The organism is Metabacillus herbersteinensis (assembly GCF_042433335.1).
Taxonomy (GTDB): Bacteria; Bacillota; Bacilli; order Bacillales; family Bacillaceae; genus Metabacillus; species Metabacillus herbersteinensis.
The window spans coordinates 30,544-44,242 of record NZ_JBHLVO010000020.1 but is presented as its reverse complement, the minus strand read 5'-3'; the positions used below and the strand labels follow the sequence as shown (position 1 = coordinate 44,242).

Here is a 13,699-nt window from a genome sequence, read left to right as displayed (position 1 = left end):
TTTTCTCTATTATATCATCACTCTAGTTAAATGAATGATAAAGATAGATTAAGTTAGTGATATGAACTGCGTCAACTTCTAACAAAGTTCCCTTTTGATTTTTCAAAACAACAAACAAATTTTTCTCGTTCATAAAAACTGGAACAATCATACTGTCTTCTTTTATCAATGAAATGATTTCTGATTGAGACAAAGATGTTATGTAGGATTCCCGCTCTATACCTAAGTCAAACGAATTAAGGCGTTCAATCCTTGTTAAAACTTCATCAATACCTTCTAAAAAGGCAAGCTCTTCTTCCTCTTCTGTTAAATTTTCTAAGGTCAAATCAATGAGATCTTCTTCCTCTTTGCTTTCATCTGATTTTCCCCACTCAACATCCCATAATTGCACTAGAAAACCGTACTGATTAGAATAAGTTGAGAGGTAATTCTCCAACTGATCACTTTCTTCTTTAGCTGTGTTTGGTATAGCGATGCCACTGAAATACTCTCCTGCATTTTGAATCATCTCAGACATCGTCCCTACCCGTCTCATTGTTCCTTGTTGTATTTTTTCATTTTTATCTATTACATTTTCAACATAATCACTATATTGAAACTCAGTATTCCATATTTTCATTATACTTGGTGTGAGCAGGAGTGTGAGATCCATGAAAATAACAATTGATGCCAAAGTAAGTATAAATGGCCAATTCGATAAGACTATTTGATCAAACATTAAACCTAGTGAAACGGCAGCAAAAAATAAGGTATATAGCACTTTTCTAATCGATCTTAAGGATAGATGGTATCTTAACGGAGAAACAAGGAAGAATATCAAATTCAAAATAGCAAATACCAATAGGCTCCCTATAAAAAATTTAAACGCCATTGAATTATGCTCACCTTTCTTTACAAAGAATTAAGGATCACTCAGTTCATATTCTGAAAATTCGTTTCTTTTATCTTATCATTTATACCATCTAATTTAGACTACTTTTGGGATATCCGTTACTTTTAATTAAAAATAATTGTAAAGTTTCAAGCTCTCTTGAAACTTTATTTAAGCAAGCATATAGTATCTAGTTGGCAGTATAGAATTAAATTCACAGTAAATTGTCATATTTTTCATTGACAATTAGAATAATAGATCATATAATTTATCTCGAAGTAAGTATTCTTGATTTTAAAATAAAAATTAGAGTAAATAAAAAGAACTTAGGGAGAGAATAAAATGACTAAAACAAAATGGGCAATTGACAAGGCACACAGTAGTGTTGATTTTTCTGTAAAACATATGATGTTTGCAACAGTAAAAGGTGGATTCCAGGAGTTTGATGCGAAAATTGAGGCAGATCCTACAGATTTAACAACTGCTGCTATTGAGTTTACAATTGATGTTGCTAGCGTCGATACACGTAACAACGATCGTGATGTACACTTGCGTTCTGCTGATTTCTTCAATGTTGAAGAATTTCCGACAATGACTTTTGTATCAACTAGTTCTGAGAAAAAAGGGGAAAATGAATACAACGTAACTGGAGATTTAACTCTTCATGGCGTAACTAAATCAGAAACGTTTACAGTAGCATTTGAAGGTACTGGTATTGATCCTTGGGGCAATGAGAAGGCTGGATTTGAAGTAGAAGGTAAAATCAACCGTAGTGATTACGGCTTAACTTGGAATGCTGCGTTAGAAACTGGTGGCGTATTAGTAGGAGATCAAATTAAGATCTCCCTTCAAATTCAAGCTGCAAAACAAGCTTAATAAGCATAAAATTCCTAAGGGGTAGTAATTTACTACCCCTTTTTTAAGATAAATGGTATTTAGACTTCCCTATAGAATGAATCACTCCCCTCCTTTTTTCATTCAACACGAACCCACATTAAAGAGTTGCAATTAGAACTCTCTCTTACTATTAACCTTATTGTAAAAAAACACTCGATGAAAATAATTGTCTACACGTCCTTCACTTACCATATATATAACCCAAAGAGGTTTGGTGATTAATTTGCTTAAAGGAGAGACGCGAATGCAGTTTCCTCGGGAAAATAATATTCTAACCTATTCATTTATTGGAATGCTTACAACGATTGTTGTTTTAGCTTTTGCTAGACTTTCATATGGAGTTGTCCTGCCTTTTATGAGAGACGGACTACAGATCACCTATAAGGAAGCTGGCTTTCTTGGCACAACAACTTCCCTCGGTTACTTATGTACGATCATGTTTGCTGGAGTTTGTGCCTCTAAATGGGGTGGGAAAAACACGGTACTGCTCGGCATTTCACTTGTCTCCTTAGGTCTTATTGGTCTTGCGTTCACTCCTACCTATTGGGTGACCTTTCTTTTTATGATTTTATTGGGCGTTGGCACTTCTTTTACATACACTCCCTTGATTTCTCTACTTGTTGCATGGTTTCCTGAGCAAAAGGGGCTTGTAATTGGTCTGACTACGAGCGGAGTTGGAATCGGGATTTTGTTCACCGGAATTATCGTTCCGTACTTAAATGATGTATTTCTAGGTTCTGGTTGGCGAATTTCTTGGGGGCTTTTTGCGATCATCAGCTTGGTCGTTGGTCTTTTAACATTTTTATTTATAAAAAATCCCCCGATTATGCTAGCCTCAGAAAAAGATGAGCAAGCCTCTTCGCCAAGTGAAGTATATAAAAATAAGGACGTTATTAATGTTGGACTCATCTATGGAGTAATTGGAGTTGCATATATTGTTCAAATGATTTTTATTATGAGCTTCATGATCGATTCAGGGGTTAGTGTTGCCTTAGCGGGACAATTAATTGCTTTAAATGGAATTCTTTCCATTTTCAGTGGTCCTATATGGGGATTTATTTCTGACAAAATAGGTAGAAGAAGCTCGCTGATTTTAACAATGGGGATTACTTTGTTTGCGATACTACTGCCCGTATTCTCTCCTACACTTATTTGGTTTATTATTCATATCGTCATTCTTAGTTGTACATTAACTGGTTTATTTACGTTGGTTCAAGCCTCAAGTATGGATCATGTTAAACCCGCTGATATGCCGCTTGCTTTTAGTTATGCTACCTTTTATTTTGCAATTGGCCAATTTGTCGGTCCTACGATCGCAGGTTGGTTGATTGATGATTATGGTGGGTTTAGAAGTGCTTTCTTATTTTCAGCGGTTTGTTTGGTGTTTGGTTTGTTGCTAACATTTAAAGTGAAGGGAAAGTCGACGTTGGTCTCAACTAATTAAGGCTTACTGCTTTTTAGGTTTCAATGAAAGATCCCTCTAAACATTTGCGATTTTAACGTTGAATGATAATAAAGGATGGATATTACACGTGTTATTAGATATAGCCACAAAAAATATCCATAAAAAAGACACAGTTTACTTCTTCTGTGTCTTTTTTTTCGCATTCCTCATTAAAGCTGAATTAGGAATGTAAATTATTCTTATGTTTGTTCTATTGTTCGAGCTCATAACCGTACTTTTTATTCATAACGACAGCAATTTTCTTCAAGAAATTATCGACAGTCGTTTTCTCTATATCTCTCGTGTACCAAGCAAGCTTCGTACCTTGATGGACTCCATTATAGCTAACTTCTAAGGGGCCATAGTTTTTCTTCGTTAAGGAATAATCAAAATGAATATACAGTTCTTTTCCTTCTGGACATTCAAGTATTGCTTTATAGACAGGATTTTTACCTTCGCTATTGAACTTTACTTTTTTGAGTTTTGCTAGCATTTTATCATCCTTAAGGTTTGTTTTTTTCCGATCTGTAGAGATCACATCACCGATAGTACTACCATTATAACATAGTTGTTTAGAAAAATCTGGTATCGATAAGTTTTCTAAGGAAAAACAGGCTGTAAACCTTATCAAAACTCATTACGTGCTCGTACTTTGACCTTGAAGGATTAATTGCTGCTTTGCAAAATCTCGGTAAATGGCATGTGTTTGAAACAATTCTTCGTGTGTGCCAATGCCTGTTACTTTTCCTTTTTCCAGAAAGATAATTTGATCCGCGTCGACGATCGTTGACAAGCGATGAGCAATAACCAAAGTGGTCCGACCCTTCATTAGGTTTTTCAACGCTTCTTGGACGACGACTTCTGATTGACTATCCAGACTAGATGTCGCTTCATCGAGCATTAGAATCTCAGGATCTCTAAGGAGGGCACGGTTAGATTTTTAATGATTCCTGTATCATTAGTCATGCGGCTTACAGAATCACCCGTTTCGTTCGCATCATAGTAGGATATTGGCAAGACAAGGAGCTTTCTCCAAAGCCTTTCTCTAAGGGAAGCAATGATGTGTTGCCCAATGATTGCTAAGATGTATACAGAAACTCCCCCTGCAATCGCTTGTAAAAAGAAAGCAACAACGATCCCAACGATCACACCCGGACTTAAAGAATCCAAACTAAAATCATCGATTAGCTGACTTGTTAGAAGTGGAATGGCTAAACCGGCCAATGTTGTTAAAAGACTAAGAAAAAGTGAGATTCCAAATAAAAACTTGGGTGGTTGTGTTGCTTTTATCAATGCAACGAGCTGTTTCCACTTGCCCTTTTCACTTGTACTTTTCATTGTTTTCTCCTCACACGCTAATATTTTTAAAAGAGTGTTCCAGCTCAATCATAATTGGGCAATGATCACTACCTAGGATATCCGCGTGAATTTGCGAGTCAATTAGTGAACTTGCTAGTTTAGCTGAAATGATGAAATAGTCAATTCTCCAACCAATGTTTCGCTCCCGGACTTTGCTCATGTATGACCACCAAGTATAAGCTTCTGTTCTTTCAGGAAAGAGATAGCGAAAAGAATCCACAAATCCTGCGTCTAACAGTTTTGTCATTTCTCCCCTTTCCTCTATTGTAAATCCAGAGTTTCCTTTATTACCCTTAGGATTTTTCAAGTCGATTTCTTGATGTGCAACGTTCAAGTCTCCACATAATATAACTGGTTTGACTTCATTCAATTCGAGACAATATTTCCTCAACTCTTCTTCCCATTCTAATCTGTACCCAAGTCTTGCCAAGTCTCTTTTAGCATTTGGTGTGTAAACATTGACCAAATAAAATGTTTCATATTCTAAAGTAATGACTCTTCCTTCAGGCTCCTCATCATTCGTTCCAATCCCATATTTTGCAGTAAGGGGCTCACTTTTAGTAAAAACTGCTGTACCGGAATAACCTTTCTTCGTCGCGTAATTCCAATATTGATGGTATCCATCTAGTTCCAATGTAATTTGATCTTGTTGCAACTTTGTCTCCTGAAGACAGAATATGTCAGCGTCCACCGTTTTAAAATAATCTAAAAACCCTTTTTTTACACATGCTCTAATTCCATTTACGTTCCAAGATACAAGTTTCATTATTAACTCCCTACCATTTCTTCTCATAAGTTCTAATACTAATATACTATTAAACAGATAAGTTCCGCACTTAATCTTACTTTTATCGTGACACAAAAAAATGCACTGATTTTTTCCAGTACATGTAGTGCTTTAATTCTAAGGCTAGCGAACATTTTCCTCTTGAATGGTTTCCTCATATAGGTAATGTTCTGAAAGCCAATGGGATACTATTGAAATTAAATCAGCATCGATCAGCTGCTTTTGAATACTCTTGTATTCTTTCATTAAATTTAACATCGTATGGTTCTTAGGATATTTCCTTAAAACGTGATTCATATTTGGGACGATGTGCCATTCAGCTTGCCCTTGTACTGCTTCTGCTAACTTTTGCGCATGCTCAGGAATGACTTGAATATCTTTTGAGCCAGTGATTGCAATTGTTGGACACTTCACGTTTGAAAGCTCTTGCATCACATCATAAGCAAAATGCTCTCGGTACCATTTTGCATTAACAGGTATTAGACCAAAGAGTTTAATTGATGGGGTTGTAGATGAGAGCACTTTTTTAATGAATTTCTCATTTCTTTTTTCTGGATTTTGCAACTTGATCATAAAACGAAGCAACTTTCCTTTTGAACCCTTCATGTCGTTGATTTCTTTTAACACCTGCTGAAACTGTCTTGGTATTGCTGTTTTAAAGGGCTCTCCCACCCCGGCTATAAGAACTAGACCTGCTACAGGTAGTCTTGTACTTACTGCAGGTGCAATAATACAGCCTTCACTATGTCCAAGAATAATGACTTTTTCAGAGTCTACCTCAGGATGAGTTTTTAGATAGTGAACGGCCTGCTGCGCATCATCAACTAAGTCCCAAAACCCGGTTTCAACATATTTCCCTTTGCTTTTATGTGTCCCTCGTTTATCGTAACGAAGAGTAACAAACCCGAGTTTAGAAATTGAGTCTGCTAAGTCTTTATATAGATTCATTTTAAATTTCCGGAGGTTTCCATCTCGATCACTTTTTCCAGTTCCAGGTATGATTAAAACAGCTGGATGTTTTTTCTCAGGTCCTGTTGGTATCGTTAAAGTCCCTTCTAGTGGAAACTCCCCATTGACTTGGATAATTTCTTCTCTAAATTCATGATTCATGCTTACTTCCCCTCTCAGGAATAATAATCGTTGAAATTACCCGACTTGTTCTGTTTTCAGATGGTTCATTTTTTAATGCTTTTTGATAAACAGCGCTTAATGATTTTGCAAAATCCATAAATTCTTGATCGCTCAGGTGGAGATTTGCTTGTCGGTATGCGACACCATCTTTTTCTAGATCAATTTTTTCACTCTTTATATACTTTCCAAAGTCGCTTAATAGAGTAGCGACAAACTTCATAAAGTACTCCATATGATCTTCGCGGCTAGCATTTTGAAGGTCTTCTTGAGTGACATTTGTCCCGTTTTCTGTTAGTGCATATACTTTTTCAACTGTACCCCTAATTTTGTTTTGTTCTGCGATAAGTAATATGTCATTTTCAAGTAAAATTTTCAGGTGACGATACATGGTAGCTTGTGGAGTATCGGAAATTTTCTCTGTTAATTGTGATGCTGTTAAATTTCTCCCTCCTGCTAGCGATTGGATGATTTTCATTCGAACAGGATGCAAAATGAGATCGGCTTTTGAGCTTTTAATTTTTATCACTCTTTCATTATTATCATTTTATATAATGATAATAATACATGAAATGATAATAATCAAGTCTTTTTTTACATTTATTGGTTATACCAACATTCACTGCTTGGTTCTCCAGAAAAACAAGGACAAGTGGTATTTTCTCTCTTAACCTAAAAGGTAAGGCTTTCCTAACTTAAACAATTATTGTATAATGAATGAATATTCATTCACTCGACCGTAAAATGTAATTATTTAACAATGAGGTGAAAAAAATGCAGCGAATTGGTCCAATTATCGTAGTTGAAGGTCCAAACAATAGTAAAGTACCGTTCTCAAGGAGTTTGTATATTGATTGCTCTGAAAAAGTGTTAATTGATACGGGTGCAGACCCGCAGGCACTTCTTCAAATTGACCAAGAGTATGGAATTGAATTAATTATCAACACTCATTACCATCCAGATCATACCTGTCATAATCATCTGTTTCCGAATGCAACAAAATGGATCAACTCAATTGAGTTTCAAACATCGCGTACGATTGATGGGATCGCAAGGGGAAATGGAATTTTCCAGGAATGGGGATCTCATGGTGTTAATTTGTGGCGTAAATCCGTTCCACAAGAATGGCTTAACTCCCTTGATGGAATTTCAGATACATATGAGTATGACGTAGACTATAGTTTTGGGGATGTTCGAACTGTTTTCTTACACACGCCTGGACATACTAGTGGTTTTTCATGCCCTTACTTTCCAGATCTAGGAGTAGTTTACGTTGGTGACTATGACATGACTTCCTTCGGTCCGTGGTATAACGGTGCAGATGGGAGTATTGATGATTTCATAAAGTCAGGAAAACGATTACTAAACATTGATGCGGACACCTTCATAACAGGACATCAAAAAGGTATTTTTACAAAAGCTGAATTTCATGTTGCGATGGAAAAATTTCTATCTTTTATCGATAAACGCGATCATCTCATTGATGACTATGTTCAAAAAGGATTTAGCTTTGAAGAACTAACAAATATCGGGATCTTTTATCCAAAAAAGTCGTTAACTGAACCCATTTTTAAGACGTGGGAACGAAGTGGGATTCGTAAGCATCTTCAACGACTTGGTTATGTGGTTCCAGAGACGAATAATGAACTCATCAGTACGAAATAGAATAGTGAAAATAGAGAGGGAATCCCCCTCTCTATTCTCTATTCGCTACTTTTACTCTTCCTCATCCAAAATTTCTTCAAAGGCAACTGATACTTTTTCGAACTCCTCGTCACTTTCAATCGCTGACAATTCATTTTCTTCATCTACTTTTAAGAAGAAGATATCAATTTCTTCCTCAGTTTCTTGATGAATGTCCTCTACAAAGCCTACTGCAACGTATTCTGTTCCTTCAATTGTAAGGACTCCTAATACTTCAACCTCTTGCTCTTGATCTTCGTCATCACTAATTGTAAAAATTTCACCAACTTCAATTTTATCCATTTCAATTCTCCTTCATATGTACAAAATGATTGTTCAAGACTAGATACCTTTTATGTCCCTAAAAGCAGCAACATAATCACAATACATTGATCATTTCTTATTTTAGCTTAACTTTTTACTTAATGCCAACGATCTTCTCTTTTACTTAAAAGTACTTTCTTCTTTATTTTTTTGTATTTCATAGAGATGTTGAATCCTTTTTTAAGTTAAAATGAAAATATACTCTGTTTTACTGTAAACATAGTTGTCATTATCATATCTTTACGAGGAGAATTCACAATGAATAATAAAGAAATTGAAGACCAAATCATTAAAAACTTTCAGCAAGACGAGCAAATGATGATTCTAGTGTTCGCACAATGGTGTGTGAATAATCAGCTAAATCCTACTGAACTTTATTCGCGTGCTTACCCAAACCAAGCTGCTAACTACGCCCTGCAACAAGGGATTGACTTAACAGTGCCAAAGGAAGAGTCAGAAACGATTGCTGATGATACATTACTTAATGTTTTAGCACTATATAGTAATGAGGACCTTGCATTTGTTGTAACCGAAGAAATTGAAAAACTAAAAAAGAAAAATAGCACTTTGTAATCATACCTTGCAAGGAGCGATGGAATGGATAAAAAATTTGCCTATCTCTCTATTGTTGTAGGAGCTTCTTTATGGGGGATTATTGGTATTTTTGTAACCAATTTATATAATTCGGGTTTTACACCAACTCAGGTTGTCTCGATACGTGCTTTGTGTGCTGCGTTATTACTTGTAATCTATGTACTTTTTAAAAACAAGAAACTGTTAAAAATTAAAGTTTCTGATAGTAAGTATTTTGTAGGAACAGGAATTTTTAGTATTGTTCTTTTCAATTTGTGCTTGTTTCATTCAATACAGGAGACTTCGATTTCAATCGCTGCAATTCTTTTGTATACTGCACCCGCATTTGTAACGATTTTATCAAGGGTGTTTTTTAAAGAGCTGTTAACTACTCGTAAAATGATTGCTTTATTTACCACTTTGCTTGGATGTTCATTTGTAATTGGGATTTTTCCAAATGCAGATGAATCGATTTCTCTTTATGGTCTCATTCTGGGTTTAGGATCTGGATTTTTTTATGCTCTCTACAGTATTTTTGGTAAATTCGCACTAAGGAAATATGATTCATTAACTGTAACCGTTTATACCTTTGTTTTTGCTGCAATTGCAATTACTCCATTTAGTGGATTAGGTTCTGTTGTTCATTTGTTTTCATCATTTGAAGTTTGGATTTCGATTATAGGTCTTAGCTTTCTCTCAACAATGCTAGCATTTTTACTCTATACCAAAGGTTTACAAACGGTTGAATCCAGTCGAGCATCCATAATTGCTACGGTGGAGCCTGTTATTGCAGCTTTCTTAAGCTTCATGCTATTTGATGAAATTCTAACTCTGTGGCAGTACGTTGGGATTGCAATGGTTATTTTAGCTGTTATGATCGTGCAAGAAACAGGGGGGAAAACAAGTAAGAAGGCTTTTAGAATAAATGAACCGATTTAATTTACTGTATGATAGTGAAGAACCTTCAGGAAAATGCTAATTTAAAACGTTAAAGATATCCCAATATTTAAAAGCCCCATTTGTCATTATGTTAATAGAGCAATGGGGCTTTTATTACTTTACAATCGCGCCATTTCGTTGAATATTGCTGTCAGACAATTTATAGGTCTATTTTTTGTGTCAATTTTTATCTTTTGTTTCATAAAAGTTCTACGAACATACCTCATTTTCTAATTTACTAATCCATTTGTAATAGCCTAGAAGAATGATTAACAATATTGGATTCAATAATACTGAGTACCATAATTTCCACCATCCATAATGAAAGAAACCAAAGGGATGAGGTATTTGACTAACAACTTCATAGATTAACAATAAGATTTCCCAAATCACAAAATATTGCAATTTTTTAATAATTGAACTTTTAAAAGGAAACCAATATAAAAACAGCAAATTTACTGGCGGGATTAACATAATGTAAGCTGGGATTCCCACCCAATCTATAGCTTTTGTAAAGTACCAGTATCCATGGTATTTTAAATCGATAAAAATATCAAAAAATAACTGGAATGTAATTGTAAAAACCCATATATGAACAATTTTATTTTTTGAGATTCCTTTAACTTTTTTAAATGCAATCGCATTAAACCCAATGACTGAAGCAAGCAGTAGTATCATATTTCACTCCATAAATCTTTTTTAATATCATTTACATATAATGGAATACGCATACTTCTAGAAAACTCAGCCTTCTTTTTAATAATTTTCAGTTCAACTTTTTTAAGGTATAAATAAAACAATAAGTATAATAGCAATTACTAAACTTAGAAGTAATGAAACTGTCTTAACCCACCATTTATCTTTCGTTACTATAAAAAATATTGCAATTAGAATAAAATACAACCATTTGAAAATATCGCTTCCTAAAGATTTGAATATATCTACTTCTGGTAATACGGCAGCTGTTAAGAAAAGCAAAGTTCCAATGATTAAAGAATAAGTTATTATCCGTAAAGCTAACAAAAATGCCCCCCCTTACTTGTAATATATATATTTCATTTCACGTAGTCTCCTCCTAGAGTACTTCAGCTTTCTTTTTTCGAATAAAACTCCAAAAGCCACAAACACATAACAAACTCCCAAAAACAGTAATAAAGACAACAGGAGAAATAATTCTAACAAAAGAAAAACCAATCATAGTAACACCGACAATTAAATAGTGATGAACAGTGTGTAATCGATAGGTCTTTTGCTCTATATGCCATGCACGAAAGTAACCCTGTAAAAATCCTAAAATGATTTGCAATAGAAGTGCAGCATAGGGAAGAAATTCAAGCGAATTTTTTATACAGCCTACAAGTATATAGACAACACCCATCCCTGTGTAAATAAATGAGATATAAGAATTATTCTTATTCTTTTTCGACTGAAAGATTCGATAGCCCCAAGCAGCCGCAAAAGAAAATGCGGCAAATAACCATGCAAATAACGTGAAGGTCAAAGACACTTCTTTTAACCAAACAATATAATATGGAAAAATAGCGACCTGTCCCACTGTCACCACAAGAGGGAGATACCGTTCACTTTTATTCTTCATTTGTGCCCCTTTACTTGATGTAATGATCATAAAATAGATTTTGAAAGACTTCATTTGGATCTTTTCGTAATTTTTCTTCTTGGAACCTTTCCCAACCAGGATATGACTTCATGAATTGTTCTTTTGTTTGGTAACGATAATAAGGGAGGTAGTACGTTCCTCCATAGTCGAGGGTTAAACTGGTCCAATCTTGGATAATAGCTTCGGCATTAGCAATCTCTTTTTCTTCTAATCCATGTTGAATTAAAATAACTAGACCAAACATATCTTTCTTGGCATAGTTCAAACTTGTGTGGTTGTCTTTTGCTGCATATCGCACCGTAATATTATGTACTTTAAAATCTTCATTTTTGTCGTTTGGTATGAGCAATTGCTTTACATCATTTATGTATTCTTCGTAAGAATGGACTGGAATAAAAAACTCTTGCAATACTTCGACTCGTCCAGGTATCGTAAATTCCATGAATGTGGATTCCGAGCGCATTGCATTATTTCTATTAATTGTATTACCGTCGATTGAATCAATATATAGTTTTTGAGTTTCCCAAAAAACATTCTCTAAAAATCCACCTTGTCGTCCAAAATCAAGCGTAAGCTTACTTAGACGAACACCTTGTTCTCCTTTGAGAGGCGTATTTTGATCCTGTTTTCCTGTGTAGTTGTAATCAATCACATACATTTCATCTAAAAAGGTACTTGGAGCAACACTTACCCTTGCATAGTGCATAGCTGTATCTTTATGATCTATTAAATTAGTAAAATAGGATTCATACTCGTCTGTTTTCATTTCTGCGGTATGAATGTTGTATACGTCATTTTCCGTTAGTTCCAAGGTCACATCTAAAATCACGCCGAATAAACCATATCCGCCAAAAACGTACTTCATCCATTCCTCAGAGCTGTCTCGTGTTACTCTATTGATTTCTCCTGTAGGGGTTAATAAAGTCATTTCCTTTACGGTTCCTGCCATCGGACCATAACGAATATCTCGCCCGTGAGCGTTTACTGAAAGCGATCCCCCTATCGAAAAAATCGACTGTGATTGGTTCACTTTTAAGGCTAAACCATAAGGTGTTATGGCTTCCTGGACATCTTCCCATGTTGCTCCAGCTTCTACTCGTATGGTTTTATCTTGCTCATCAATTTCTAACACATCATTGAATGCCCGCATATCAAGAACGACACCATCTTTGTAATAAGTATGGCCGCCTTGTGAGTGCTGTAATCCAGCCACTGAAATTTGCTGGCCTTTTTCGTTTGCCTCAATTACAATCTTTTGTAATTCAGTGCGATTTTCTACTTTAACTACACGTTCAACACGCTCAGGAAGAAGACCTGTATAGTCTGTTGCTAAATTACTTTGAGAGAGTCCATATTTTCGTTTCTCAATTGGTATGTTCCATAAGACCACGACAAAAAAAACAACAATTAGACTCCCAAGAAACCACGGTTTTTTAGATATTTCCGTTATCGTTTGCATATTAACTCCTGTTTTTATAAGTTGTGTTGTTAGTTGGAAATCTAACTCAACAGATTTCCATTCTGCTCATTTGTTTCTATTATGAAGTAATATATTATCAATCCTTGGACATACTTACTGTTGGTAGTGTTTAAATCATTCTTAACTTTTAACAAAGGAGGAATCCAATATGTCTAATGAAAATAATCCATCTATACAAACGAGTCTAGAAAATATTTGGATAAATACTTGTGGATCATGGCAAAACTGTACGGAAACAACAATTCAGTCGTTCTTAGCACAATGCCAAGAAAATAATATTGACCCCCAATATTGTATGAGCTGGGTGGAACAACATAGATCACAAATACCTAACTGGCCTGAAGTATCAAAAGTATCGCTTGACTGGGTTAATCATCATACTTCAACTGGATCTCCCATTTCATTTACTGAATAGCATTCTAATTAATCAGTGGAGAGAATATTTATGCTCTCCACTTAAATTACGTAGTTTGCGTCAAAAAAGCAATACCAAGCAAACAGATTTCTTTTTAAGTTCAAGACGCATTCTTATTTCAGGAAAATCGCCAGTTAGTTAAAGAAGTCCATTATCTTTTAACCCAATTAAGTATAGAGAT

Annotated in this window: 17 protein-coding genes and 1 pseudogene; 6 read left to right on the top strand and 12 right to left on the bottom strand. The window is 35.1% G+C overall.

Annotated elements, in window-relative coordinates; genetic code table 11:
* Positions 1-22: 22 nt before the first annotated feature.
* Positions 23-871, bottom strand: a complete 849-nt coding sequence (locus tag ACFFIX_RS18740; protein WP_378936710.1) for a type II toxin-antitoxin system SpoIISA family toxin — start codon at positions 869-871, stop codon at positions 23-25.
* Positions 872-1,213: 342 nt separating this feature from the next.
* Between ACFFIX_RS18740 and ACFFIX_RS18735 the strand changes: the two genes are divergently transcribed.
* Both ACFFIX_RS18735 and ACFFIX_RS18730 read left to right on the top strand, forming a co-directional pair.
* Complete coding sequence (locus ACFFIX_RS18735) at positions 1,214-1,747, top strand: YceI family protein (RefSeq protein ID WP_378936708.1); 534 nt, start codon at positions 1,214-1,216, stop codon at positions 1,745-1,747.
* Between the two features lie 265 nt (positions 1,748-2,012).
* Positions 2,013-3,212 (top strand): MFS transporter, encoded by a 1,200-nt coding sequence (locus ACFFIX_RS18730; protein ID WP_378936706.1) that lies wholly within the window; start codon positions 2,013-2,015, stop codon positions 3,210-3,212.
* A 211-nt stretch (positions 3,213-3,423) separates the two neighbouring features.
* Here the strand turns inward: ACFFIX_RS18730 and ACFFIX_RS18725 are convergent, their stop codons facing one another.
* The 6 genes and pseudogenes from ACFFIX_RS18725 to ACFFIX_RS18700 all read right to left on the bottom strand — a co-directional run bounded on the left by ACFFIX_RS18725 (position 3,424) and on the right by ACFFIX_RS18700 (position 7,015).
* Positions 3,424-3,843, bottom strand: a complete 420-nt coding sequence (locus tag ACFFIX_RS18725; protein WP_378936704.1) for a hypothetical protein — start codon at positions 3,841-3,843, stop codon at positions 3,424-3,426.
* Between the two features lie 6 nt (positions 3,844-3,849).
* Positions 3,850-4,143, bottom strand: a pseudogene (locus ACFFIX_RS18720) (multidrug ABC transporter permease); the annotation flags it as partial.
* Positions 4,113-4,550 (bottom strand): ABC transporter transmembrane domain-containing protein, encoded by a 438-nt coding sequence (locus tag ACFFIX_RS18715; protein ID WP_378936700.1) that lies wholly within the window; start codon positions 4,548-4,550, stop codon positions 4,113-4,115. The gene ACFFIX_RS18715 and the pseudogene ACFFIX_RS18720, both read right to left, overlap by 31 nt.
* A 10-nt stretch (positions 4,551-4,560) precedes the next feature.
* Positions 4,561-5,337: an exodeoxyribonuclease III gene (locus ACFFIX_RS18710; RefSeq protein WP_378936698.1), complete on the bottom strand. Its 777-nt coding sequence runs from the start codon at positions 5,335-5,337 to the stop codon at positions 4,561-4,563.
* Positions 5,338-5,481: 144 nt separating this feature from the next.
* On the bottom strand, positions 5,482-6,468 hold the full coding sequence (locus ACFFIX_RS18705; RefSeq protein WP_378936696.1) for an alpha/beta hydrolase: 987 nt from the start codon (positions 6,466-6,468) through the stop codon (positions 5,482-5,484).
* Positions 6,458-7,015: a helix-turn-helix domain-containing protein gene (locus ACFFIX_RS18700; RefSeq protein WP_378936693.1), complete on the bottom strand. Its 558-nt coding sequence runs from the start codon at positions 7,013-7,015 to the stop codon at positions 6,458-6,460. Before ACFFIX_RS18700 ends, ACFFIX_RS18705 begins: the two co-directional genes overlap by 11 nt.
* A 245-nt stretch (positions 7,016-7,260) precedes the next feature.
* On the opposite strand from ACFFIX_RS18700, the gene ACFFIX_RS18695 reads away from it, so the two are divergent.
* A complete protein-coding gene (locus tag ACFFIX_RS18695) occupies positions 7,261-8,151 on the top strand; it encodes an MBL fold metallo-hydrolase (protein ID WP_378936691.1) in 891 nt (296 codons plus the stop codon).
* A gap of 51 nt (positions 8,152-8,202) precedes the next feature.
* Here ACFFIX_RS18695 and ACFFIX_RS18690 read toward each other — a convergent pair whose 3' ends face one another.
* Positions 8,203-8,478, bottom strand: coding sequence for a DUF1292 domain-containing protein (locus ACFFIX_RS18690; RefSeq protein WP_378936795.1), 276 nt, complete (start codon positions 8,476-8,478; stop codon positions 8,203-8,205).
* Between the two features lie 273 nt (positions 8,479-8,751).
* Between ACFFIX_RS18690 and yxiS the strand changes: the two genes are divergently transcribed.
* Together yxiS and ACFFIX_RS18680 are read left to right on the top strand one after the other, a co-directional pair.
* Positions 8,752-9,066: a protein YxiS gene (gene yxiS, locus ACFFIX_RS18685; protein ID WP_378936689.1), complete on the top strand. Its 315-nt coding sequence runs from the start codon at positions 8,752-8,754 to the stop codon at positions 9,064-9,066.
* A 24-nt stretch (positions 9,067-9,090) separates the two neighbouring features.
* Entirely contained in the window at positions 9,091-10,005 is a 915-nt protein-coding gene (locus ACFFIX_RS18680; RefSeq protein WP_378936688.1) for a DMT family transporter, read from the top strand.
* A 210-nt stretch (positions 10,006-10,215) separates the two neighbouring features.
* Here ACFFIX_RS18680 and ACFFIX_RS18675 read toward each other — a convergent pair whose 3' ends face one another.
* The 4 genes from ACFFIX_RS18675 to ACFFIX_RS18660 all read right to left on the bottom strand — a co-directional run bounded on the left by ACFFIX_RS18675 (position 10,216) and on the right by ACFFIX_RS18660 (position 13,082).
* Complete coding sequence (locus tag ACFFIX_RS18675) at positions 10,216-10,683, bottom strand: hypothetical protein (RefSeq protein ID WP_378936686.1); 468 nt, start codon at positions 10,681-10,683, stop codon at positions 10,216-10,218.
* A 102-nt stretch (positions 10,684-10,785) separates the two neighbouring features.
* Positions 10,786-11,028 (bottom strand): hypothetical protein, encoded by a 243-nt coding sequence (locus tag ACFFIX_RS18670; RefSeq protein ID WP_378936684.1) that lies wholly within the window; start codon positions 11,026-11,028, stop codon positions 10,786-10,788.
* A 52-nt stretch (positions 11,029-11,080) separates the two neighbouring features.
* A complete protein-coding gene (locus ACFFIX_RS18665; RefSeq protein WP_378936682.1) occupies positions 11,081-11,602 on the bottom strand; it encodes a hypothetical protein in 522 nt (173 codons plus the stop codon).
* 10 nt (positions 11,603-11,612) lie between these two features.
* Positions 11,613-13,082, bottom strand: coding sequence for an FAD-binding oxidoreductase (locus ACFFIX_RS18660; RefSeq protein WP_378936680.1), 1,470 nt, complete (start codon positions 13,080-13,082; stop codon positions 11,613-11,615).
* Between the two features lie 169 nt (positions 13,083-13,251).
* Here ACFFIX_RS18660 and ACFFIX_RS18655 point away from each other — a divergent pair, with 169 nt between their 5' ends.
* Positions 13,252-13,518: a hypothetical protein gene (locus ACFFIX_RS18655; RefSeq protein WP_378936678.1), complete on the top strand. Its 267-nt coding sequence runs from the start codon at positions 13,252-13,254 to the stop codon at positions 13,516-13,518.
* Positions 13,519-13,699 lie beyond the last annotated feature (181 nt).